This window comes from Streptomyces sp. NPDC051322, from assembly GCF_040689485.1.
Taxonomy (GTDB): domain Bacteria; phylum Actinomycetota; class Actinomycetes; order Streptomycetales; family Streptomycetaceae; genus Streptomyces.
The window spans coordinates 537,207-558,850 of the sequence record NZ_JBFBAK010000001.1 but is presented as its reverse complement, the minus strand read 5'-3'; the positions used below and the strand labels follow the sequence as shown (position 1 = coordinate 558,850).

22 protein-coding genes and 1 pseudogene are annotated in these 21,644 nt (G+C 71.3%); 12 read left to right on the top strand and 11 right to left on the bottom strand.

Translation table 11 applies throughout. The features are described 5' to 3' along the window. Nucleotides 1-148 precede the first annotated feature (148 nt). Both AB0436_RS02550 and AB0436_RS02545 read left to right on the top strand, forming a co-directional pair. On the top strand, nt 149-880 hold the full coding sequence (locus AB0436_RS02550; protein ID WP_366465790.1) for a response regulator transcription factor: 732 nt from the start codon (nt 149-151) through the stop codon (nt 878-880). After that, nucleotides 877-2,301, top strand: a complete 1,425-nt coding sequence (locus AB0436_RS02545) for an ATP-binding protein (RefSeq protein WP_366465789.1) — start codon at nt 877-879, stop codon at nt 2,299-2,301. Before AB0436_RS02550 ends, AB0436_RS02545 begins: the two co-directional genes overlap by 4 nt. 75 nt (nt 2,302-2,376) lie before the next feature. On the opposite strand, the gene AB0436_RS02540 is transcribed toward AB0436_RS02545, so the two are convergent. The 3 genes from AB0436_RS02540 to AB0436_RS02530 all read right to left on the bottom strand — a co-directional run bounded on the left by AB0436_RS02540 (nt 2,377) and on the right by AB0436_RS02530 (nt 4,021). Further along, the gene (locus tag AB0436_RS02540) at nt 2,377-2,526 is read right to left on the bottom strand and encodes a hypothetical protein (RefSeq protein ID WP_366465788.1); all 150 of its coding nucleotides are present in this window, start codon (nt 2,524-2,526) and stop codon (nt 2,377-2,379) included. Beyond that, nucleotides 2,523-2,789, bottom strand: coding sequence for a hypothetical protein (locus tag AB0436_RS02535; protein WP_366465787.1), 267 nt, complete (start codon nt 2,787-2,789; stop codon nt 2,523-2,525). Before AB0436_RS02535 ends, AB0436_RS02540 begins: the two co-directional genes overlap by 4 nt. 140 nt (nt 2,790-2,929) lie before the next feature. Then, nucleotides 2,930-4,021 (bottom strand): SpoIIE family protein phosphatase, encoded by a 1,092-nt coding sequence (locus AB0436_RS02530; RefSeq protein WP_366465786.1) that lies wholly within the window; start codon nt 4,019-4,021, stop codon nt 2,930-2,932. Nucleotides 4,022-4,296: 275 nt separating this feature from the next. Here AB0436_RS02530 and AB0436_RS02525 point away from each other — a divergent pair, with 275 nt between their 5' ends. Both AB0436_RS02525 and AB0436_RS02520 read left to right on the top strand, forming a co-directional pair. After that, nucleotides 4,297-4,803 (top strand): nitroreductase family deazaflavin-dependent oxidoreductase, encoded by a 507-nt coding sequence (locus AB0436_RS02525; RefSeq protein WP_366465785.1) that lies wholly within the window; start codon nt 4,297-4,299, stop codon nt 4,801-4,803. A gap of 103 nt (nt 4,804-4,906) precedes the next feature. Next, nucleotides 4,907-6,877, top strand: a complete 1,971-nt coding sequence (locus tag AB0436_RS02520) for an NAD-binding protein (RefSeq protein ID WP_366466133.1) — start codon at nt 4,907-4,909, stop codon at nt 6,875-6,877. An 18-nt stretch (nt 6,878-6,895) separates the two neighbouring features. Here AB0436_RS02520 and AB0436_RS02515 read toward each other — a convergent pair whose 3' ends face one another. Continuing rightward, nucleotides 6,896-8,104 (bottom strand): beta-1,3-glucanase family protein, encoded by a 1,209-nt coding sequence (locus AB0436_RS02515; protein WP_366465784.1) that lies wholly within the window; start codon nt 8,102-8,104, stop codon nt 6,896-6,898. 359 nt (nt 8,105-8,463) lie between these two features. On the opposite strand from AB0436_RS02515, the gene AB0436_RS02510 reads away from it, so the two are divergent. The 3 genes and pseudogenes from AB0436_RS02510 (at nt 8,464) to AB0436_RS02500 (ending at nt 10,636) form a co-directional block, all read left to right on the top strand. Continuing rightward, nucleotides 8,464-9,813: a DUF1254 domain-containing protein gene (locus AB0436_RS02510; protein WP_366465783.1), complete on the top strand. Its 1,350-nt coding sequence runs from the start codon at nt 8,464-8,466 to the stop codon at nt 9,811-9,813. A 29-nt stretch (nt 9,814-9,842) separates the two neighbouring features. Further along, a pseudogene (locus AB0436_RS02505) lies at nt 9,843-10,229 on the top strand (RNA polymerase subunit sigma-24); the annotation flags it as partial. A gap of 158 nt (nt 10,230-10,387) precedes the next feature. Next, nucleotides 10,388-10,636, top strand: a complete 249-nt coding sequence (locus tag AB0436_RS02500) for a DUF2277 domain-containing protein (protein WP_366465782.1) — start codon at nt 10,388-10,390, stop codon at nt 10,634-10,636. On the opposite strand, the gene AB0436_RS02495 is transcribed toward AB0436_RS02500, so the two are convergent. The 3 genes from AB0436_RS02495 to AB0436_RS02485 form a co-directional block, all read right to left on the bottom strand. Next, complete coding sequence (locus AB0436_RS02495) at nt 10,599-11,225, bottom strand: VTT domain-containing protein (RefSeq protein WP_366465781.1); 627 nt, start codon at nt 11,223-11,225, stop codon at nt 10,599-10,601. The genes AB0436_RS02500 and AB0436_RS02495 overlap by 38 nt on opposite strands. Before the next feature lie 153 nt (nt 11,226-11,378). Further along, complete coding sequence (locus AB0436_RS02490; protein ID WP_366465780.1) at nt 11,379-13,043, bottom strand: alkaline phosphatase D family protein; 1,665 nt, start codon at nt 13,041-13,043, stop codon at nt 11,379-11,381. Nucleotides 13,044-13,107: 64 nt separating this feature from the next. Next, on the bottom strand, nt 13,108-13,749 hold the full coding sequence (locus AB0436_RS02485; RefSeq protein ID WP_366465779.1) for an HNH endonuclease family protein: 642 nt from the start codon (nt 13,747-13,749) through the stop codon (nt 13,108-13,110). A gap of 196 nt (nt 13,750-13,945) precedes the next feature. Between AB0436_RS02485 and AB0436_RS02480 the strand changes: the two genes are divergently transcribed. Further along, on the top strand, nt 13,946-14,674 hold the full coding sequence (locus AB0436_RS02480) for an ABC transporter permease (RefSeq protein WP_366465778.1): 729 nt from the start codon (nt 13,946-13,948) through the stop codon (nt 14,672-14,674). 244 nt (nt 14,675-14,918) lie between these two features. Further along, the gene (locus AB0436_RS02475) at nt 14,919-15,500 is read left to right on the top strand and encodes a TMEM165/GDT1 family protein (RefSeq protein WP_366465777.1); all 582 of its coding nucleotides are present in this window, start codon (nt 14,919-14,921) and stop codon (nt 15,498-15,500) included. A 65-nt stretch (nt 15,501-15,565) separates the two neighbouring features. Here AB0436_RS02475 and AB0436_RS02470 read toward each other — a convergent pair whose 3' ends face one another. Both AB0436_RS02470 and AB0436_RS02465 read right to left on the bottom strand, forming a co-directional pair. Beyond that, nucleotides 15,566-16,249, bottom strand: a complete 684-nt coding sequence (locus tag AB0436_RS02470) for an HAD-IA family hydrolase (protein ID WP_366465776.1) — start codon at nt 16,247-16,249, stop codon at nt 15,566-15,568. A gap of 167 nt (nt 16,250-16,416) precedes the next feature. Beyond that, entirely contained in the window at nt 16,417-17,250 is an 834-nt protein-coding gene (locus tag AB0436_RS02465; RefSeq protein ID WP_366465775.1) for a peptidoglycan-binding protein, read from the bottom strand. Between AB0436_RS02465 and AB0436_RS02460 the strand changes: the two genes are divergently transcribed. Then, nucleotides 17,249-19,297, top strand: a complete 2,049-nt coding sequence (locus AB0436_RS02460) for an MDR family MFS transporter (protein ID WP_366465774.1) — start codon at nt 17,249-17,251, stop codon at nt 19,295-19,297. The two genes, AB0436_RS02465 and AB0436_RS02460, sit on opposite strands and share 2 nt — an antisense overlap. A 31-nt stretch (nt 19,298-19,328) precedes the next feature. Here the strand turns inward: AB0436_RS02460 and AB0436_RS02455 are convergent, their stop codons facing one another. Continuing rightward, on the bottom strand, nt 19,329-19,805 hold the full coding sequence (locus tag AB0436_RS02455) for a GNAT family N-acetyltransferase (RefSeq protein WP_366465773.1): 477 nt from the start codon (nt 19,803-19,805) through the stop codon (nt 19,329-19,331). A gap of 129 nt (nt 19,806-19,934) precedes the next feature. Between AB0436_RS02455 and AB0436_RS02450 the strand changes: the two genes are divergently transcribed. Both AB0436_RS02450 and AB0436_RS02445 read left to right on the top strand, forming a co-directional pair. After that, nucleotides 19,935-20,552: a hypothetical protein gene (locus tag AB0436_RS02450; RefSeq protein ID WP_366465772.1), complete on the top strand. Its 618-nt coding sequence runs from the start codon at nt 19,935-19,937 to the stop codon at nt 20,550-20,552. Beyond that, the gene (locus tag AB0436_RS02445) at nt 20,552-21,010 is read left to right on the top strand and encodes a hypothetical protein (protein WP_366465771.1); all 459 of its coding nucleotides are present in this window, start codon (nt 20,552-20,554) and stop codon (nt 21,008-21,010) included. The genes AB0436_RS02450 and AB0436_RS02445 overlap by 1 nt, the downstream gene beginning before the upstream one ends. Nucleotides 21,011-21,017: 7 nt before the next feature. On the opposite strand, the gene AB0436_RS02440 is transcribed toward AB0436_RS02445, so the two are convergent. Continuing rightward, nucleotides 21,018-21,341, bottom strand: coding sequence for an antibiotic biosynthesis monooxygenase (locus tag AB0436_RS02440; RefSeq protein WP_366465770.1), 324 nt, complete (start codon nt 21,339-21,341; stop codon nt 21,018-21,020). Nucleotides 21,342-21,644: the final 303 nt, after the last annotated feature.

Sequence of the window (21,644 nt, the reverse complement as noted above, 5' to 3'; positions counted from 1 at the left end):
GTCCGGGAATGGGCGGTCAGCCTCACAGCCCAACCTCTGTGTACCTTCTGAAACGCCCCCGCCGGCCGCTGTTCAGCGCAACCTCATAGGGAACTCAGAGGGTGCCCGGGCCCGCGACCGGGCCGCGTCGGGGGATGCTGGACGGACCATGGAAGAGCACCGCGCGAAGAGCCTGCTGCGCCGCCCCGACGGAGCCCCCGTCCGGGTCCTCGTCGTCGACGACGAACCCGACGTCACCGAAGTACTGGAACGGGTCCTGACCGGCGAGGGCTGGGACGTCCGGACCGCCGCCGACGGCCTCTCCGCGCTCGCATCGGCCCGGGACTTCCGGCCCGACGCCGTCGTGCTCGACTGGATGCTGCCCGACCTCGACGGGCTTCAGGTGCTGCGCGAACTGCGACGTGAGGCCGACGACGTCTGCGTGCTCTTCCTGACCGCACGCGACGCGGTCGAGGACCGGATCACCGGCATCACCGCGGGCGGTGACGACTACGTCACCAAGCCGTACAGCCTGGAAGAGGTGCTGGCGCGACTGCGGGGACTGCTGCGCCGGGCCGGGATGGCGGCCGAGCCGGGGGAGAACAGACTCTCGGTCGGAGATCTCACCATGGACGAGGAGGCCAGGGAGGTCCGGCGTGGCGGGGTGAACGTCGATCTCTCCCGGACCGAATTCGAGCTCCTGCGGTTCCTGATGCGCAACCCCCGCCGGGTGCTGTCCAAGGAGCAGATCCTCGACCGGGTGTGGGCCTACGACTTCGGTGGCCGCGCCCACATCGTCGAGCTCTACATCAGCTACCTGCGCAAGAAGATCGACGCGGGACGCCCCCCGATGATCCACACCGTCCGGGGCGTCGGATACGTACTCAAAGGTCCGACGTGAGGCGCCCGCCTCCGCACACGCTGCGCGGTCAGCTCACCGCCGGTCTCGTCCTGCTGCTCGCGATCGCCTCCGCGGCGGTGGGCATCACCACCGTCCTCGCCCTGCAGGGGTTCCTCGTCGGCCGGCTCGACCAGCAGCTGGAGGCGTCCAGTGGCCGCTTCGCGGCCAGCCTGGAACACGAGGCCAGGCCCGACGCGGACAACCGTCCCGACACCCGCGGGCAGGCCGACTCCACCTTCGGAGCACGGCTGCTGAGGGGCACCGTCACCCAGGCCTCCGTGGTCGACGAGGCCGCCGACCGCAAGGTGGCGCTCACTCCGGACGACCGGAGCGCGCTGGCCGGGGTGCCCGCCGACGGCCGTGGCCATGACGTCCGGCTGTCCACCCTCGGCGCCTACCGGGTCACCGCCGTCCAGGGCGATGACCGGGACATCCTCATCACCGGGCTGCCGCTGCACCCGGTGGAGGAGACCCTGCACCGGCTGGAAGCGGTCGAGGCGGTGGTCTTCGGCGCGGCCCTGATCGCCACCGGCGTCGCGGGGGCCCTGTGGGTCCGCACCTCGCTGCGTCCGCTGCAACGCGTCACCGCCCAGGCGGCAGGCGTCGCCCGGCTGCCGCTGGCCAGCGGAGACGTGGACATGCCGGGGCCGCTGCCGGACGCGAATCCGCGCACCGAGGTCGGTCAGGTCGCCACCGCGCTGAACCGGATGCTCGGACATGTCGAGGACGCCCTCACCCGGCGCCAGGCCAGCGAGGAACGGCTGCGGCACTTCGCCGCCGACGCCAGCCACGAACTGCGCACCCCGGTCGCCAACGTCCGGGGCCACGCCGAACTCGCCCTGCGGCACGACGAACCGCTCCCCGCCGAGGTCCAGCACGCGCTGGAACGCATCCACTCGGAGTCGCAGCGCATGACCCGTCTCGTCGACGACCTGCTGCTGCTCGCCCGTCTGGACGCCGGCCGCCCCCTCGAACACGAGGCGGTCGACCTGACGCTGCTGGTGCTCAACGCCACCGCCGACGCCCGCGCCGCCGGGCCCGGCCACCGCTGGCTGCTCGACCTCCCCGAACAGCCGGTGATCGTCCGCGGCGACGCGCACCGCCTCCAGCAGGCCATCGGCAACCTTCTCGCCAACGCCCGCGTCCACACCCCGCCGGGCACCGAGGTGACCGTCGCGCTCGAAGCCGACGCCGCATCGGCCGGGCTGACCGTGTCGGACAGCGGCCCCGGCGTCCTCGCGGAGCTGCAGCCCGAGGTCTTCGGCCGCTTCGTCCGCGCCGACCACAACCGCTCCCGCAGCACCGGAAGCACCGGCCTGGGGCTCGCCATCGTGCACGCGGTGATCACCGCGCACGGCGGGACCGTCGGCCTCACCAGCACGCCCGGGCACACCGTCTTCCGGGTGTCCCTGCCGCGGTGAGGTGCTCCGGCCTTCGCTGAACGGGAGGCCCCGGTCCGCCCGCCGTGGGGGAAGCAGGCGGACCGGGGGACCCCGTTACGCGGACCGGAGCCGGTACGCGTACGTATAGGTGCGGCCCGAGTGCAACAGGTACTGCGCGAGGGGCGGCGCCCCCCACGAGTCGTTGCCGCCGACGCCCATCTGCCGGTGGTTGACGCCCAGGATCGTCTCGTCGCGCCGCTTCACCAACTGCCGTTCAGCGAACGGAAATAGGGCGACCGCTCCAGATGCCCGCGCAGGGCGTCGGAAAGGCTCGCGTACGGCACCAGTTGGGCCCGCGCCGCTTCTCTGTTGACCTGGAAGACGCGTGGCCGTGCGTCCCATACGGGACTCTCCACGGCGGCGGCGTCCGCGGCGAATGCTTGTTTCTGAGCCGAGAAAACGGCCCAGCCCGCGAGGGCTGCGCCGGTCGAAAGTACGGAACGACGGCTCGGACGGTACGCGCTCATGCAGCGTCTCCGAACGGAAGGCAACAAGAACGACCAGCATCGGACGGAATCACGCAACGCACAAGACATCGAACCGTACGGATGGCCGACACGGGGCACCGTCCCACCCCGGCGTGCGGAGCAGTCCCTCGTCCGTGCTGCTATCCCGCCATGCCGGCGGCGCCGACCTGTCCGCCCTCGTCGCGGTAGCGCAGCAGCAGCATGGCCGCGTCGTCCTGCAGCGGCCCGGCGGTGTGTTCCACCAGGTCCCTGCGCAGGGTCTCCAGTGCCATCTCCGGGTCGGGATCCTTCAGCAGCTGGTGCCGCTCGCCGAGCGGATAGAAGGCACCCGCCCGGTCCCGGGCCTCGGTGACCCCGTCGGTGTAGAGCAGCAGTTGGTCGCCGGGGCCGAAATCGACCTGGAAGGGCCGCGGGCTCTCCTTCTCGTGCACCCCCAGGCCGAGCGGCAACGCGTACTGCGGCGGCTCCGGGAAGTGCGCCGAGCCGTCGGTCCGTACCACCAGGGGTGGCGGATGACCGTAGTTGAGGAACACCGCGCCACCGTCGCTGGTGATCTCCGCGATCACCGCGGTCACGAACTTCTCACCCTGCAGCGCCCGGTCCGCGGCCCGCTCGACCCGCGCGCCGACGCCCAGCAGGTCGGCCTCGTCGTGCGCCGCCTCCCGGAAGGCGCCGAGCACCACCGCCGCGGTCTCCACCGCCTCCAGTCCCTTGCCCTGCACGTCGCCGACGATCACCCGTACCCCTTCCGGGGCCGCGACCACCTCGTACAGATCGCCGCCGATGTGTGCCTCGGCGACCGCCGATGTGTACGAGACGGCGGCCCGCAGATGGCCGGCGCTGTGCGGCACGGGCCGCAGCAGCACGCGCTGGGCGACCTCGGCGATGGACCGGACGCTGGCCAGCAGGGCCTCACGGCGCTGCCGCGTGCGGGCCGCCGCGATGCCCGCTGCGGTGACCCCGGCCACCGAAGCCATCGCGGTGATGCCGCGCCGCGCGTGGAACGCCCCGTCGTACCAGCCGAGTACGTAGCAGAGCACCAGGGCGAGGAGACCGATGACCGCGGTGCGGCGCCAGCCGCCGACCAGCCCGGCGAAGGCGGGCCCGAGCGAGATCAGCGGCAGGAATCCCAGGGTCGGACCGGCCGCTACGTCCACCACGGTGACCACGGCCATCACACCGAACGGCAGCACGGACAGCGTGGTGTACGAGGGGCCCTTCTCCTCTGACATGACGCTCTCCGGTGGCGTAGCGGTGGTGCAGCGATGGTGCGGTGGTCGTGCGGCGGTGTTGCGGGGCGGTGGGTGACCCCCGACCTCCATATCTTTCAGATGCGCCAACGAGTGCATCCGTTGCCCGACCGATAGTGCACATGGTTGTTTAGACTATGCAAAAGTTCCCTATGCGAAGCATTGTGGACCGCTGTGCGGTTACGCAATAGAGGCCGCAGGTACACGTGCCGATAGCCAAGCACCACCCAGAATCCAGTACCAGGAGAGGCCGAGCTGTGACATCGCTTCCCGCGGAACCGAACCGCCCCCGGCTGCCCACCGGCTGGAAGCGGCTGGTGGCCAGGCTGCCGGTGCATCTGTACCGGGCGGGCCTGGGGTCGCTCTTCGGCCGGCGGATGATGCTGCTCATCCACACCGGCCGCACCTCGGGCCGACCCCGGCGGGTCGTCATCGAGGTGGTGGCCCGCGGGACCGAGCCGCGGTCCTGGACCGTGGCCTCGGGCTTCGGCCCGAAGGCCCAGTGGTACCGGAACCTGCGCCACACCCCGCAGGCCACCATCCAGGTCGGCCGGCGCTATCACGCCGTCACGGCGCACTTCCTGACCGCCGAGGAGGGCGGCGAGGTGATGGCGCGCTACGCCCCGGTGCATCCGCGCGCCGCGAAGGTCCTCTGCGGCTACATGGGTTTCCGCACCGACGGAAGCCCGGAGAGCTTCCGCGAGGCCGGCCGCCAGATCCCCTTCGTGCGGCTGGACGAGACGGTGCGTACTCCGCGGCGGTGAGCGCCGGTGTGAAACCGAACGACCCCGTACGGCAGTCTGTGCTGCTGTGTATTCACTCCCGCAATCGAGCCCGCCGGGCCAACCGGACGTCGGCGCCGGGCACATGGTGGTCTGCGGCGACGACGGCCTGGCCCACCGGCTGACCGCCGAACTGCGCGACATGTACGGGCAGCAGGTGACGCTCGTCGTACCGCCGGCCGGAAGCACCGGAGCCCCCGCGCGCACCCGGGTCGTGCCGGCCGGCCGCGCCTCGGCGCTCTTCGGGCGGATGACCGCCGTCGTCGCCCGGCCGCAGTCCGGCGACCGGGGAGCGATCGCCCAGCGCCTGATCGAGGCCGCCGACCTCGACGAGGAGGCGCTGAGCGCCGCCGGGGTCGAGCAGGCGTCCGCGCTGGCGCTCGTCCATCAGGACGACGAGGTGAACATCCGGGCCGCACTCGCGGCGCGGCGCCTCAACCCCCGGCTCCGGCTGGTGATCCGGCTCTACAACCGCAAGCTCGGCCTGTATCTGGAACGGCTCCTCGACCAGGCCGCCGCCGTCGCCGCGCCGGACCTGGAACGGGAAACGGTCGACGCCTCCACGACCGTCCTCTCGGACGCGGACACCGCCGCCCCGTCGCTCGCGGCCACCGCAGCGGTCGGAACCAGCAAGGTGGTCCAGGCGGACGGGCTGCTGCTGCGGGCGGTGGAGCGGATGCCCGGGGAGCGGGGCGCGTCCGCCGGTCCGGGGTTGTGCACCCTCGCGCTGCTCTCGGCCAGCGGCGGTGACCCGGCAGGGGCCGACGGTCCGGACGGCCACGGCGGGCGTGGCCCGCAACTGCTCCCCGACGAACAGTCCGTCCGGGAGGCCAACGGGCCGGCCGCCAGTGGTCCGGCGGCCGGTGGGCCGACCACCACCGGGCGCCCGGCCGCCGGGCGGGGCACCATCGAGCTGCAGGCCGTCTCCTACACCGGCCCCGCCGTGTCACCCGGCCGACTGGCCGGCCGCGGCGCCCCACTGGGACAGCTCTTCTCCCGCAGACTGCGCTGGTCCCTCTTCGGCGTCTTCGCCTCGGTGCTCGCCCTGGCCGTCGCCTCCTGGCTGACCACGCGCGACAATCCCCTGCACGCCGCGTACCTGACCCTGCTCGACCTCTTCGCCATCGATGACCCCGCGATCGGCCAGCCGGTCAGCCGGCAGGTGATCCAGATACTGTCCGGGCTGACCGGTCTGCTGTTGCTGCCGGTCCTGGTCGCCGCGGTCCTCGAGGGGCTCGGTACGTTCCGCACCTCCGCCTCGCTGCGCCGGCCGCCCCGCGGCCTCTCCGGCCATGTCGTCCTGCTCGGTCTGGGCAAGATCGGCACCCGGGTCCTGGCCGGTCTGCGCGAACTGGGCATCCCGGTGGTGTGCGTGGAGGCCGATCCGGAGGCCCGCGGCATCGCTCTGGCCCGTCGGCTGCGGGTGCCGATCGTGATCGGTGACGTCGCCACCGAAGGGGTGCTGGAGGCCGCCGGGATCGAGCGTGCGCACGCACTGCTCGCCCTCACCAGTGCGGACATCACCAACCTGGAGGCGGCGCTCTGCGCCCGTACGGTCCAGCCGGAACTCCAGGTGTCGATGCGGCTGTTCGACGACGAATTCGCCTCCGTCGTCTACCGCACCCTGCGCGCCGCCCACCCGCAGGCCGTCACCCGGAGCCGCAGCGTCTCGACCCTCGCCGCGCCGGCCTTCGCCGGTGCGATGATGGGCCGTCAGATCCTCGGCGCCATGCCGGTGGAGCGCACCGTGCTGCTCTTCGCCGCGATCGATGTGGCGGGCCACCCGCTGCTGGAGGGCCTGACCGTCGAGGAGGCGTTCCGTCCCGGTTCCTGGCGGATCCTCGCCCTGGACCTGGCCGCACCGGGAGAGCGGCGCCCGGATCTTTCGGCGCCCCTTCCCGATGCCGGGAAGGATCGCCGAACCGAGCTGGTGTGGAACCTGCCGCAGGGCTACGTGCTGGGCGCCCAGGACCGCGTGGTGCTGGCGGCGACCCGGCAGGGCCTGGCCGAACTCCTGGCCGGAGCGCCCCGGGTGCGGGCCGGAGCGACGCGGTAACCCTGCGCGTGTCAGGCGCTATCCGAACGGGGTCAGCGTCAGCTGGACACCGGTCGGCGCGGTGTCCTGGATGTACGAGGCGAAGTCGGCCACGTCGTCGAAGGCGAAGCCGTAGGCCTTGCCGTCCACGGTCGCCGCGTGGATGGCCTCGGCGTAGTGGTTGGTGACGGCCGTGCCGTAGAAGCCGGCCGGGTCCGTGGTGGGTTGCGCGGCGCTGCCGACCAGGGTGGACCGGTTGAAGCCGGCCCCGAGGACGGCGGCGACCGGACCGGTCGTCCCGTCGTTGGGGGCGGCCAGCTTGCCGTCGCAGAAGAGCACGTCGCGGGTCGACGGCTTGTCGAAGGAGACCGAGGCCGGCCCCGTGAAGGCCAACCGGTCGCCGCTGACCCGGCCGGTGAAGGGGCCGGCGTTGGTGGTGATGGTGAGGTCCCGGCCGGCGTAGGTGCTCCACACCTGGTCGATGTACGGGGCGAAGTAGTCACTGGCGAAGATCCCCGCGTCCAGGCCGTGTCCGGGCGCGATGATGCGCAGATCGTCCACCACCAGCGGCGCGAACTCCGGGACCGCCTTGACGGCGGCGAAGGCCTGGGCGCGCCCGCCGTCCCGCAGCGTGCCGGTGGTCTGGTCCTTGGCGCCGGTCAGTTCGATGCTCAGCGGCACACTGAACATGTCGACCATGGTGGTGTTGCAGAACATCCCGGACGCGTTGTACGTGAACTCGGCGCAGTCGTGCAGCACGGAGTAGCTGGGATCGGACTTCACCCAGCCCGCCGGATACTGCAAGGCCGGATTGCCGTTGCCGTCCGCCACCGCCTTGAACTTGAGTTTGTCGCCCAACGCCACATAGATCCGCCCGGACATGTACGGCAGAGACAGCGTGGTCACGCCGCTGCCGGCGAGGGTGATGGCGTAGTCCGTGAAGCCGTCCGGGCCGTTGTCCGAGAGGGCTATCGGGGCGAGCGCGCCGTCCTGGGTGACCCTGACCTGCTTGCCGTCCTGGTTGCCGACGATGTAGAGGTGCACGGCCGAATTCGCGTACGAACCGGTGTTGTTGACGATCTTCAACGGAAGGGCGCCTGCCGCCTTCGGGGACGCACCGCCGCCCGGGGCCACCGAGGCGAGGGCGTGCGGAGCGACCACGGCGATCGCCGGACCGGCCACGGCGGCGCCGGCCAGCGCGGTCAGCAACTTGCGACGGGTGATCGGGCGGTGATGGCGGGGGGTCATGGGGGTGGTTCCTTCCGTGCGGTGTGTCGCGGTGGGGGGAGAGGATCCGGAGCCGGGGAATGGGCGACGCAGCCTGAGAGCGCTCTCTGGACGCCACTGGCTGCGATCGATGGACTCTGATCGTACGCAGAGTGACGGCCGGGGCCAATGGTTGAGCATGCCGGGAAAATGGCTTCTGACCTGCATATATGTTCTGCAGGGTGGTTGCATAAGGGTGTCTTAAGGCGCCATTAATGCGGCCCGCCCGCCACCCGCCTCGCCTGGCGGCGCCTCACCCGAATGGCCGCTCTCGGGTCGCCCGCCGCAGCCTCCCCGCGCAGAATCGGAACTCTCCGTCCGTCGCCGACAGGAGCCCCGGGATGAGTGACCGCACCGAACTCGCCGCCGAGGCGTATGTCTACGGCTACCCGCTGGTCTTCGATCTCTCCATGGTCCAGGACGCGCTGCGCAACGGCTTCGGCGCACTGCCGCCCGCCTCCTTCAACGAGTTCGCCCACTCCTCCCGACTGGCCACGCCCGCAGCACACTTCGTCTCGGTGAACAACGACACGCTGTACTCGATCGCGCAGCTGGACCTCAGCGGAGGGCCGCTGCGGCTGCACGTACCGGACACTGCCGGGGCGTACTACGTCCTGCAGTTCGTCGACGCCTGGACCAACAACTTCGCCTACCTCGGCCGCCGCGCCACCGGCACCGGCGAGGGCGACTGGCTGATCGCCCCACCCGGCTGGGCGGGGCGGACACCCGAGGACGTGCGGGGGGTGATCGACGCCCCCACCGCCATGGTCACCATCGCCGGGCGCAATGCCTGCGCGGGCCCCGACGACATTCCGCGCGTCCAGGCGCTGCAACGGCAGTTCACCCTCACCCCGCTCGACGAGCACCCGCACCGCGCCGGGCTGCCGGCCCCCGACCCGGACGTACCCGGCGTGCTGCGGTTCTTCGAGCAGCTCAGGGTCTGGATGGCCGGCTTCCCGCCCGCCGCGGCCGACCGTGCATACCAGGACCGCTTCCAGCCGCTGGGGTTGCTGGAGGAGGGCCCTTCGCCGTACGCCACCGCCGAACCGGGGATCGTCAGGGCGCTGGCCGAAGGACTGAAGCGCGGCACCGAACGCGTCGAGAAGGCCTCCCGGCCCGCCCTCGCCGCCGACGACCGGGATCCCGGGGCCTGGCAGCTGGACCCGCACCTCTTCGACTACAACCTGGACTGGTTCGGCATCGGCACCCACGACTCGCCGGAGTGGCGCATCGCGGACCGCGAGGCCTCGTACCTGACCCGGGCGGTGGCCGCGCGGACCGCCCTGTGGGGCAACCACGGTTACGAGGCGGTGTACGCGCACACCTTCCGGGACGCCGAGGGACAGTGGCTCACCGGCGAGCACGCCTACACCCTGCGCTTCGACCGGCCGCCCCCGGTGGAGTCGTTCTGGTCCCTGACCATGTACGAGACCCCGGACTACTACCTCGTCGACAACCCCGCCGACCGCTACTCCATCGGCGACCGGACCTCAGGACTGGTGCACGGCGCGGACGGTTCACTGACCGTGTACATCCAGCGGGAGCGCCCCGAGGACCCCGCCGAGGCCGCCAACTGGCTGCCCGCCCCCGCAGGTGCCTTCCGGCCCCTGCTCCGGCTCTACACACCCCGGCAGGAGGTGTTGGACGGGACCTACCGCATCCCGCCCATCGAGCCCCGCCGACCCAGGTAACTGAGCTGGCGTTCTCCCTCGTCCACAGCATGCTCGGCAGTGTCGCGGACGCGGAGGACGTGCTGCAGGAGACCTGGCTGGCCTGGGCGGCCAGGAGCGGGGCATCCCATGCCGCGGAGATCGAGAGTCCGCGCGCCTGTCCGGTGCGGATCGCCGTGAACAAGGCGCTGGCCAAGCGGCTCGAGATCAGCAAGCGACGGGAAACGTACTGCGGGCCGTGGCTGCCCGAGCCGCTGGTGACCGCCGCGTCATCGGACCCGGACGCCCGCACCGAATCGGTGGACTCGGCCCAGGTCGTCGAGCGGACCGAGGCGGTGTCCATGGCGCTGCTCGTCGTCCTGGAAACGCTCACGCCGCTGGAGTGTGCCGTATTCGTGCTGCACGAGGTGTTCGGTTACGCGCACACCGAGATGGCGGCCATCCTCGGCCGCACCCCCGCCGCCGTACGCCAGCTCGCCCACCGGTCCAGGGAACACGTGCAGGGCCGCCGCCCCCGTTACCGGACCGACCCGCCGGGGCGTCTTCTCCCTCACGAACCCCGACAAGTTCGCCGGGATCGAGTGAGACTGGAGGCATGTGCCGCAGTATCAAAACTCTCCGCCCGCCCGTCCTCCCCGAAGAAGCCACCGAGGAGGAGATCAGGGCCGCCGCGCTCCAGTACGTACGCAAGGTCTCCGGCTTCCGCGCCCCCGCCGCGCACAACCGCGAGGTGTTCGACCGGGCCGTGGACGAGATCGCCTCCGCGACCGGCCGGCTGCTCGATGAGCTGGAGGTGCGGGGCGGCGTCAGGACACCGGAGCCGTCGCGGCCGGGCGGCGCATGAGGAGGGCGGCCAGTGATCCGGCGCCGAAGAGGGCGAGCACGGACACCGCCGTGCCCAGCCAGCCGGCGCCCAGCCACTCGCCGCCGAAGTAGCCGAGCCCCACGCTGTATCCGGCCCAGGCGGCGCCCGCCAGGGCGGACCAGGGCAGGAACTCCTTGGCCTTGCGGTGGGCCGCGCCGGCGCCGAGGGAGACGATCGAGCGGCCGGCCGGGGCGAAGCGGGCTATGACGACGAGCAGGCCGCCGCCCCTGGCGAGAGCCGCGCCGAGGCGTTCCTGTGCGCGGGTCAGCCGTCGGGACCGGGCGATGGCCCGGTCAAGCCGCTCACCGCCGCGCCAGGCCAGCCGGTACGCCACCAGGTCGCCCAGGATCGAGGCGACGGTGGCGCAGGCCATCAGCGCGAGCAGATCGGGGACATCGTGCGGGACTTCGCCGGCCACCGTGGTGGAGCCCGCGGCGGCGGCGGTGGCCGCGGTAATCACCAGGACACCGCTGGGCAGCACCGGGACGAAGACGTCGAGGACGACGGAGAGCGCGACCACGGCATAGATCCATGGACTGTCGGTCAGCGACCGCACACTCTCCAGCACTTGTTCTCCACGGCTCGTCGGCAAGCAAGCCGCGTCTCGCAGGGAAGGTGACGTCCCCTGCTCACGGAGAGACGGGGGAAAGCAGAAGCGGCAGTACAGCCGTACAGCGTACGCCCGGTGCTTGCGCCGTATCGGGCCGGGTCCGGATGCGCCTCACCGATTGCCGGTGAGGTCGGTGTCCAGCACCGTCTCCAGCCGGGCGTCGGCGCTGTCCCCGCGCGCTTGGACGAGGCGCAGCCGGGCCTTACGGCCGCGCAGGTCCAGCGTCATCAGCTGGTTGCCGAACCACGGGCCGCCCTCCTTGCGCCAGCGCACCGGCGGCTCGGCGAGCCGCCCGTGCCGGAGCAGTCCCCGGCCCAGTGCCCGGCCCACCCTGCTCCAGCCGAAGCGGAAGCCGAACTTCATGTACGCCGGGACCTTGTTGTGCACGGGGGAGCAGGTCAGCTGCAGCACCCGGGAGTCCGGTCCGGTGCTCCCCGGGCGAGCCGGCCAGCGCGGTTCGGTGACGTACGCGTGGTGCACATCCCCCGACAGGACACAGATGGTGGCCGGCGCGTCCTCGCCGGTGCCCACCCGGGCGATCAGCCGGGTCAACCGTGCGAAGGACTCCGGGAAGGCGGCCCAGTGCTCCAGGTCCGCCGTCCTGCGCAGCTTCTCGCCCCAGCGCGCCCAGCGATCGCCGCGCACCCCGCCGCACAGCGCCGCGTCCCAGCTCTCCGCGTCATGGATCAGCGGCGGCAGCAGCCAGGGCAGTGAGGTGCCGATCAGCAGATGGTCGAAGGTGCCCGGTCCTTCCAGCGTCTGCTCGCGCAGCCAGTCCGCTTCCACGTCGTCGATCATCGACCGGTCCCGCTCCTCCAGCACCCGGCCCGCGCGCGAGTCGACCATCAGCAGGCGGGTCCGGCCGAAGTCGCGGCGGTAGCTCCAGCGGTGCAGGGACGGTTCCGTATCGGCGGATGCGGCGAACTCGCGCAACAGGCCGGTGCCGTCCGGGGCTTCACGGACCGCTGCGTAGAGCTTGTCGGCCGCCAGTTCTTCGGGGGAGAGATTGCCGAGGTGCTGATGCACCCAGTACGACATCAGCCCGCTGAGGATCCGCCCCTGCCACCACGGCTTCCTGCGCATGTCCGCCACCCAGGCGGCGCTGGTGTTCCAGTCGTCGGTGACATCGTGATCGTCGAAGATCATGCAGCTGGGGACGGTGGACAGCAGCCACCGCACCTCGGGGTCGAGCCAGGACTCGTAGTAGAGGCGGGTGTACTCCTCGTAGTCCGTCACCTGGGCGCCGGGCGCCACTGTCAGGTCGCGGCGGGTGGCCAGCCACTTCCGGGTGTCGGCGGACACCTCGTCCGCGTACACCTGGTCGCCGAGCAGCAGCAGGACGTCCGGGCGCTCGGCTGTGGGCTCGGCGATGAGGCGGACCGCGAGGGTGTCCAGGGCGTCCGGCCCGACCGGGTCGGCCGCCCCGGCGGCCGGGGCCGCCCAGCGGCAGGACCCGAAGGAGATCCGCGCCTCTTCGGTCGCCGCCCCCGGGGTGCGGATGGTGCTGGCCGGGAAGGCCGAGTCGGCGGGCGGCCACACCTGCTCCCTGTCGAGCAGCACTTCGTACGCCGTGGTGGTGTCGGGCGTCAGACCGGTCACCGGCACCAGCGCATAGTGGTGCCCCGCGATCAGGAAGGTGGCGGACTCGCCGCCGGCGCCGTCCGCGCAGCGCACTTCAGCGGTGCACGCACGGTCGGCCTCGACCCAGATGGTCGCGGAGCCACCCCCGGTCCAGTCGACATACCTCAGCAGTGGTCCCAGTCGCAGTTCAGCCACGAATGTCCTCCTCTGTCGTTCCGTACGGTACGGAACGACAGAGGCATCCGGCACGAGCGGTGGCTCAGCAGTTGTTCAGCACGCCCTGCAGCGCGGTCTTCTCGGCCGAGTCGACGGTGAGGCCGTAGTAGTGCTTCACCTGGACCCAGGCCCGCACGTAGGTGCACCGGTACGCGGTACGCGGAGGCAGCCACTCGGCCGGATCCCGGTCGCCCTTGGACTGGTTGACGTTGTCGGTGACGGCGATGAGCTGCGGCCGGGTCAGGTCGTTGGCGTACGACTGCCGCCGCGCGGTGGTCCAGCTGCTGGCGCCGGAGCGCCAGGCCTCGGCGAGCGGGACCATGTGGTCGATGTCCACGTCGCTGGACGCGGTCCAGGTCGCGCCGTCGTACTCGGAGTACCAACTGCCGCTGGTGGCCGCACAGGTGGAGCTCTGTACGACATTGGTGCCGTCGCGCTTGAGCACCACCTCGCGGGTGTCGCAGGAACCGGACTGGATGATCCAGTGCGGGAACTTGTCGCGGCTGTAGCCGTCGGACGAGCCCTCGGCCTGGACCGTGAGGGAGCTGAGATAGCTCCGCGCCGTCGAGGCGCTCACCGGGGTGGGCAGCGCGGCCTGGGCGGCGGGTGCGGTGACGAGGCCGGCGACGGTGAGGCCCGCGGTTGCCGCGAGGACGGCTATTCGACGCGCGTAGACACCTGACATGCGAACTCCCATGGGGTGGGGGGCTGTTACCGATCTGGCTGGATCAGCGTGGCGGCGCGGGGTTTCCCCGGGGCGAGCGCCAGGTAACAGCGTGGCGACATGTGCACGTCATATCAAGACCTGGGACGGTGCCGATGCGGTGCGCAACCGACCCGGGGCAACGCCACCTCACGCGCTCCGCCGTACGGTTGACGGCGTGTTGCTTCCGGTCAACGTCACCCTCGGAGTCGTCCTCGCCGTACTGCTGCTGGTTGCGGCCTCGGTGGCGGCGCTGGCGCGTCTGGACCACGCCCGGCAGATCCTCACCGCCGGGACCAGGGCGGCGATCCAGCTCGCGGCCGTCGCGCTGCTGATCGGCTGGGTGGTGCGGTCCGGATTCTCGTACGGCTTCGTGGTCCTGATGTACGCGGTCGCCGTACGCACCGCCGGGCGCCGCGTCACGCGGAACGGGACCTGGTGGTGGGTCGCGGTGCCCATCGCGGCCGGCGTGTTCCCGGTGGTCGGGGTGCTGTTGCTGACGGGTCTGGTACCGCTGCACGGCATCGCCGTCATCCCGGTCACCGGCATCCTGATCGGCGGAGCGCTCACCGCGACCGTGCTCGGCGGGCGGCGCGCGCTGGACGAGCTGGCGATGCGACGGGGCGAGGTCGAGGCCGGCATGGCGCTCGGGCTGCTGGACCGGGAAGCACGTCTGGAGATCTCCAGGCCCGCCGCTTCCGACGCGCTGCTGCCGGGGCTCGACCAGACCAGGACCGTGGGTCTGGTCACACTTCCCGGCGCCTTCGTCGGCATGCTGCTGGGCGGTGCGTCCCCGGTGCTGGCAGGAGCGGTGCAGCTGTTCGTGCTGGTCGCGCTGTGTGCGGTGCAGGCGGTGGCGGTCGCCGTGGTGCTCGAGCTGGTGGCCAGGGGACGGCTGAACCGGTGATCGGATGCCGTATCCTGGACGGAGCAGAAGGGGAGTAGCTCTTCGCCGGAACGTCGACATACTGCCGAACCTCGGTTCGGCCGGCGCCCGGAGGCGGAACTTCTTGGAGATCCGCCAGCGAGACCTTCGGCCGCAGTGTCCTGTTGACGCTGCCGTGCCGAAGCGACCCCTTTTCTCCGGGTGAATTTCCCGGGTCGGGTCATCTCGGTACGGGCAGCCCCGACCGATTGAGGAAATACAACCCGTGATCAGCTTCACGATCCTGGCGATCACCTTCGGTGTGGTCTTTCTCGCCGAGCTCCCGGACAAGACGGCCCTCGCCGGTCTGATGCTGGGCACCCGCTACCGCGCCTCCTACGTCTTCGTCGGAGTGGCCGCCGCCTTCGCGGTGCACGTCGCGCTCGCCATCGCGGCGGGCAGCGTACTGACCCTGATCCCGCACCGGCTGCTGCAGGCGATCGTCGGCGTACTGTTCCTCGCGGGCGCGGCGATGCTGCTCTTCAAGAAGGACGACGAGGACGAAGAGATCAAGCCCCCCGCGGACCAGTCCTTCTGGAAGGTCGCCGGGGCCGGTTTCACACTGATTCTGGTCGCCGAGTTCGGTGATCTGACGCAGATCATGACGGCCAATCTGGCAGCCCGCTACGACAGTCCGGTCTCCGTCGGTATCGGCGCGGTGCTGGCGCTGTGGGCGGTGGCCGGACTGGGCATCCTCGGTGGCCGGAAGCTGATGAAGCACGTGCCGCTCAAGTTGATCACCAAGGTCGCGGCCGGCCTGATGCTGCTGCTCGCCGGGTTCAGCCTCTATGAGGCGATCGCGGGCTGAGCGGGTGCGGCCCACGCTGTCTGCCGGTGCGGCCCACCCCTGTCTCGGGGGTGGGCCGCCCGCGGTCAGTCCGAGACGCGTACGTCCAGGGTGCCGTCGGCCGCGCGCTCGACGCGTACCTGTGTCAGGTCACGCACCTGCACGGTGGGGGCGTGCGCTGCGGCCCGCGGGCCGACGCCCACCACCCGCATGCCGGCCGCCAGACCGGCCCTGATGCCGGCCTCCGAGTCCTCGAAGACGATGCAGTCCGCCGGGGCGAAGCCCAGCTCCGCCGCTCCCTTGAGGAAGCCCTCCGGGTCCGGCTTGCTGGCTCCGACGTCTTCCGCGGTGACCCGGACGCGCGGCATCGGCAGACCCGATGCGGTCATCCGGGCCTGCGCCAGCGCCTCGTCCGCCGAGGTGACCAGGGCGTGCGGCAGACCGACCAGCGACGCCATGAACTCGGGAGCGCCGGCCACCGGCACCACGCCCTCGGTGTCCGCCGTCTCCAGGGCCAGCAGCTCGCGGTTGTCCGCATAGTTCTGCTCCATCGGGCGCTCCGGGAGCAGCACGGCCATGGTGGCGTACCCCTGCCGACCGTGCACCACCTTGAGGACCTCCTGCGGATGCAGACCGTGCGCCACGGCCCAGCGGTGCCAGATGCGCTCGACGGCGGCGTCGGAGTTCACCAGGGTGCCGTCCATGTCGAGCAGCACGGCCTTGCAGGAACCGACGGCCTGCACGGCTTGGACTTGGTCTGAGGTGGTCAACGGGTTTCCTTACTGCGGCGGCCGTGGTTTGTTTCCCCATGGTACAAAGGCGCCGGCCATCGGCAGGAACAAGGCGGCCCCGCCCGCCGGTCAGGGAGTGCGGGCGGAACCACTTTGTTTCCGTAGGGTACAAAACAAGGAAGGTCCGCGCCAGCGTGCCTGGTCAGTCACCGGTGCTGCCGGGTCGCCGCCTCCAGAGCGCGCCGGGTCGCCGGCCCGTACACCCCCGGCGGATCGTCCCGGATACCCATCCAGGACTGGTACCGGCGCACCGCTTCCTCCACGTCCTGGTCGAACAGGCCGTCGGGGGGGCCGCGGTAGACGTACACCTGATTCATCCGCTGCTGCAGGTCCACGACGCCCGGGCCGCTGTCCCCGCGCCGCAGTACGCCGTCTGTCGGCGCCTGGCTGCCGGGCTCCGACACCTCGGCGGTGGCCCGGGCGGTCGTCGAGTGGGAGGGCGAGGCGACCGCGGAGGCCGTCGCCGTCGCGCTCGGGCGGGGCGCGCTCGGGTGGGCGGACGGCGAGGCGGACCGTGAAGGCCGCGCGGTGGACGGTGCGGCGGAGGGGGTCGCCGAAGCCGAGGGCACGACCGGTGACGGCAACGGCTCGTCCGGTGCGGTGCTGGCCGTGTCCGGCAGCGCCCGGTCCTGCGCCGAGCCGTGGGCGGAGAACAGACCGGCGGCGAACGCCACCGCACCCAGGACCGTCACCACCCCCACGCCACCCGCGAGCACGGCGAACGGTCTTCGCCGCCGTTGCGACGACGGCGCCCGTGCGCCGGGCTCGCCGACCGGCTCAGCGGCCGGTTCCCCGGCCCGTACCGCCGGGAGCGGCATGGTCGTGTACGACGCCCCCACCACGTCGTCCGCCGGGTCCGGCACCGGATCGGGCAGCTGGACGTACGGCCGGACCCGCAGCGGATCACATTCCTCATGGCTCACCTTGGCCACCCCCTTGAACTCGCGGCGATTATGCCGCAGCCCCAGGATGGAGGGCATGGCTCAGCAATCCGCCGCACCACCGACGGCGCCCGCCGAGGCCGACGGCCGGCCGCAGCGGGCCGTCCTCGTCGCCATCGGCGCCCTGCTGCTCGGCATGCTCATCGCCGCACTCGACCAGACGATCGTCTCCACCGCACTTCCCACGATCGTCAGCGACCTCGGCGGGATGAAGCACCTCTCCTGGGTGGTCACGGCCTACATGCTGGCCTCGACGGCGGCCACCCCGCTGTGGGGAAAGCTCGGCGACCAGTACGGCCGCAAGAAACTCTTCCAGACCGCCATCGTCATCTTTCTGATCGGTTCCGCGCTCTGCGGGATCGCACAGAACATGCCGCAGCTCATCGGCTTCCGGGCCCTCCAGGGCCTCGGCGGTGGCGGCCTGATGGTCCTCTCGATGGCGATCGTCGGCGACATCGTGCCCCCACGCGAACGCGGCAAGTACCAGGGGCTGTTCGGCGCGGTCTTCGGCGCGACCAGCGTGCTGGGACCCCTGCTCGGCGGCTTCTTCACCGAGCACCTCAGCTGGCGCTGGGTCTTCTACATCAACATCCCGATCGGCATCATCGCGCTCGCCGTCATCGCCGCGGTGCTGCACATCCCGGTCCGCTCGGCCAAGCACACCATCGACTACCTCGGCACTCTCCTGATCGCCTCGGTGGCCACCTGCCTGGTGCTCGTCGCCTCGCTCGGCGGTACGAGCTGGCCGTGGGCCTCCGCGCAGATCATCGGCCTCGCGGTCCTCGGCGTGCTCCTGCTGGTCGCCTTCCTGTACATCGAACGGCGGGCCGCCGAGCCGGTGCTGCCGCTGAAGCTCTTCCGGATCCGGACCTTTCTGCTCGGTTCGATCATCAGCTTCATCGTCGGCTTCTCGATGTTCGGGGCGATGACCTATCTGCCGACGTTCCTGCAGGTCGTCCAGGGCATCAGCCCCACCATGTCCGGGGTCCACATGCTGCCGATGGTGTTCGGGCTGCTGCTCTCCTCCACCGTGTCGGGCCAGATCGTCAGCCGTACCGGCCGCTGGAAGGTCTTCCCCATCGCCGGCACCGGCATCACCGCACTGGGACTGCTGCTGCTGCACCGGCTGACCGAGACCAGCTCCACCTGGGCCACGAGCGGTTACTTCTTCGTCTTCGGGCTGGGCCTCGGCCTGGTGATGCAGGTGCTGGTGCTCGCGGTGCAGAACGCGGTGAGCTACCAGGACCTGGGCGTCGCCACCTCCGGGGCGACCTTCTTCCGTTCCATCGGGGCCTCGTTCGGAGTGGCGATCTTCGGCACCATCTTCACCAGCCGGCTGGGCGACAAACTCGCCGACGCGCTCGCCGGACAGACCCTGCCGCCCGGGGTGAGCGCACAGCGGCTGGAAGCCGACCCGCGTGCCATCGGGACGCTCCCGCCGCGGCTGCGCCCTTCCGTGCTGCACGCCTACGCGACCTCCATCACCGACGTGTTCCTCTACGCGGTCCCGGTGGTGCTGCTGGCCTTCGTCGTCGCCTGGTTCCTCAAGGAGGATCCGCTGCGCGGCTCGGTCACCACCCCTGAGGTGAGCGAGACCCTGGCGTCCAACCCGGTCCAGCGGTCGTCCCACGACGAGGTGATGCGGGCCCTGTCGGTGCTCGGCAGCCGGGAGGGACGGCGCGAGGTCTACGAGAAAATCACCGCGAAGGCGGGCTACGATCTGCTCCCCGCGGCGAGCTGGCTGCTGCTCCGGATCAAACGCCACGGCCTGGTCGAACCGGGCAGACTCGCCGAGATCTCACCCGTCTCGCTGCGGGCCATCACCGAAGCGTCCCGCCAGCTCGAGGGCCGGGGGCTGGCCGCCCGCGAAGGGGTCAACCTCACCCTGACCGACTCGGGCGTGACCGCATCGGCGCGGCTGGCCAAAGCGCGCGAGGAATCCCTCGCCGAGTTGCTCGGCGACTGGTGGGGGTCCGAACGGCCGACCGACCTGGTCGCCCTGGTCGCGGAGCTGAGCGAGGAGCTGTGCGGCTCCGACGCGGAACGGCCGCGCGGCGCCCCCAACGCCCGGTCCCCGGTCGTCTGACCGGAGACACCGGCCGGATCGGGGCCTTGCGTCAGAGGTCTTTTCCGTACCAGACCTCCATGTACGGACCTGACTTGTACGCCGGTATCTCGCGGTACCCGTGCCGGGTGTACAGCGCCCGTGCCTCCACCAGATCGAGCCGGGTGTCCAGCACCATGCGCCGGGCTCCCAGGCCGCGTGCGGCCTCCTCCAGCGTGCGCAGCAGCACCGCGCCGCCCCCGGTGCCGCGTTGGGCGGGGCGCACGAAAATCCGGGTGAGCTCGGCGGTCTCCGCATCCCTGAGCAGCACCCCGCCGCAGCATGCGGCCTTCCCACCGTGCCGCCCGACCAGGAACTCCCCGGTGGGCGGCACCAGCTGCTCCACCCCGTCGCCGGCGAGCCCCTCGTCGATCTCCTGCTCGGTCGCGGGGCGCCGCCAGTAACGGCTGGCCACCTCGTCGTAGTAGGCGCGGCGCAGCGCGCAGGCATCAGCGGTGTCGAAGGACTCCGGGCTCACGATCCAGTTCACGCCGGACAGTGTGGAGGAGGGCCGCGCCGTTTCGCACGCGGGTTACGGGCAATGCGGTCAGTGCGCGAACCGTACGGCCGAGCCCCTTTCGAGAACATCCGAGAGCGTCCGAGTACAGGGAAGGCACTCATGTCCACAGTCGTGATCCTCATCGTGATCGCGGTGTTCCTCATCGCCGTCGCCGCTGTTCTGGCCCGCCGGCCCGGCAAGCGGGCCGGGCGTGGCAGTCTGAAGCGCCGTTTCGGTCCCGAGTACGACAGGGTGGTCGCCCGGCACGACGGGGACACCAAGGCGGCCGAGGCCGAGCTGGGCGAGCGGGTGAAGCGCCATGGCTCGCTGCAGACGCGTCCGCTCACCGCGGAGCAGCGCGAGCAGTATGTGGCCCGCTGGGCCGGGCTCCAGGAACAGTTCGTCGATTCCCCGCGGGCGGCGGTCGCCGATGCGGAACAGCTGCTGGCCGCGCTCGCAGCGGACCGGGGCTTCCCGGTCGCCGACGACCGCGAGGAGCAGCTCTCCGCGCTTTCCGTGCACCACCCCGACCAGGTCGACGGATACCGCACGCTGCACCGCTCGGTGCAGGGCGACGGCGGTACGGAAGACCTGCGGACAGCGATGCTCGAAGCGCGCGCACTCTTCGGCCGGTTGGTGGCCACCCAGGCACACGATCCGGAGCGTGCGCAGAGCCGTGAGGCGACCGGGCCGAAGACGCTGCTGATGCGGCGGCACGTGAAGGGGAGCGGTGCCTGATGGCGTACGAACCGGAGCAGCCGGACACCGTGAAACACCTGGCGGCGAAGAGCCGGCCGAAGCGGGCCGAACCGGCCGGACACATCGAGCGGACCGCAGCGGTGGAGCCGGCCGGACACCTCGAGCGGACCGCAGCGGCCGAGCCGCTCGGTCATCCGCAACCGGCGGACGCCCCAACCGACGCCGCCACGGCCCTGATGCCGGCCGGTGACCGCGACAGGCTGACCCTGCGCCTTCAGCAGGCGGTCAACGGCTTCGTCGACAGCCCCCAGCAGGCGGTCGAGCAGGCCGATCGGATCTTCGAGGAAACGGTGTCCCGGCTGACCGGCACCCTCACCGAGCGGAGCAGCACCCTCCGTACGGCCTGGGAGGGCGGGGAACGGGAGCCGGTGACGGAGGAGCTGCGGCTCGCGCTCCGTGACTACCGTGCGGTGACCGAGCGGCTGCTGAGGCTGTGATCAGGCGTTACTTCGGGGCCGCCTGCTGGACGACCTCGAACGACCACAGGGTGGAACCGGCGGCGGCGGGCTTGGGCCGGTCGCTGCCTTCGGCGCTGCCGCCGCCGTGCGCACCGCGCATCGACGTGGCCATCCACTTCTCGAAGTCCGCCTCCGTGGCCCACCGGGTGTAGACGAGGTACTGGTCGGTGCCCTCGACGGGACGCAGCAGCTCGAACCACTCGAAACCGTCGGAGTTCTCCACCGACCCGGCGCGGGCGGCGAACCGCTGCTCCAGGACTTCCCGCTGCTCGGCGGGCACGGACAGCACGTTGATCTTCACGACGCTCATGCCCTCCATCCTGCCGCACGGGCCGGTCAGCCCACCACGCGGGCAGACGAGGGGAACGTCAGAAGATCGGCGGCGGCGCGTGCACCGGCCGGGGCAGAACCCCGGGGCGCCGGCCCCCGTGCCTCTTCATCGTGCCTCTTCATCGCGCCCTGCCATGAGCGCGGACGGCAGTAATCCGCCGATGTCAGCGGCGAGTGCTTGAATGGCCGGAAACGTACCGCACAGGTCAGGCGAACGGGGGGTTGCCTGCGTCCCGTTCACCGGGCAGTGCGAGGCTCTAGGCGACAAGGTCGGCGTTTGGGA

Coding starts and splice junctions, on each gene's coding strand:
- AB0436_RS02530 (WP_366465786.1), bottom strand. CDS start 4,021: ATGTCAGAGGAGAAGGGCCCCTCGTACACCACGCTGTCCGTGCTGCCG.
- AB0436_RS02465 (WP_366465775.1), bottom strand. CDS start 17,250: ATGCCCTCCATCCTGGGGCTGCGGCATAATCGCCGCGAGTTCAAGGGG.
- AB0436_RS02460 (WP_366465774.1), top strand. CDS start 17,249: ATGGCTCAGCAATCCGCCGCACCACCGACGGCGCCCGCCGAGGCCGAC.
- AB0436_RS02485 (WP_366465779.1), bottom strand. CDS start 13,749: ATGTCAGGTGTCTACGCGCGTCGAATAGCCGTCCTCGCGGCAACCGCG.
- AB0436_RS02500 (WP_366465782.1), top strand. CDS start 10,388: ATGTGCCGCAGTATCAAAACTCTCCGCCCGCCCGTCCTCCCCGAAGAA.
- AB0436_RS02535 (WP_366465787.1), bottom strand. CDS start 2,789: ATGAGCGCGTACCGTCCGAGCCGTCGTTCCGTACTTTCGACCGGCGCA.
- AB0436_RS02445 (WP_366465771.1), top strand. CDS start 20,552: ATGGCGTACGAACCGGAGCAGCCGGACACCGTGAAACACCTGGCGGCG.
- AB0436_RS02550 (WP_366465790.1), top strand. CDS start 149: ATGGAAGAGCACCGCGCGAAGAGCCTGCTGCGCCGCCCCGACGGAGCC.
- AB0436_RS02515 (WP_366465784.1), bottom strand. CDS start 8,104: ATGACCCCCCGCCATCACCGCCCGATCACCCGTCGCAAGTTGCTGACC.
- AB0436_RS02520 (WP_366466133.1), top strand. CDS start 4,907: ATGGTGGTCTGCGGCGACGACGGCCTGGCCCACCGGCTGACCGCCGAA.
- AB0436_RS02440 (WP_366465770.1), bottom strand. CDS start 21,341: ATGAGCGTCGTGAAGATCAACGTGCTGTCCGTGCCCGCCGAGCAGCGG.
- AB0436_RS02450 (WP_366465772.1), top strand. CDS start 19,935: ATGTCCACAGTCGTGATCCTCATCGTGATCGCGGTGTTCCTCATCGCC.
- AB0436_RS02510 (WP_366465783.1), top strand. CDS start 8,464: ATGAGTGACCGCACCGAACTCGCCGCCGAGGCGTATGTCTACGGCTAC.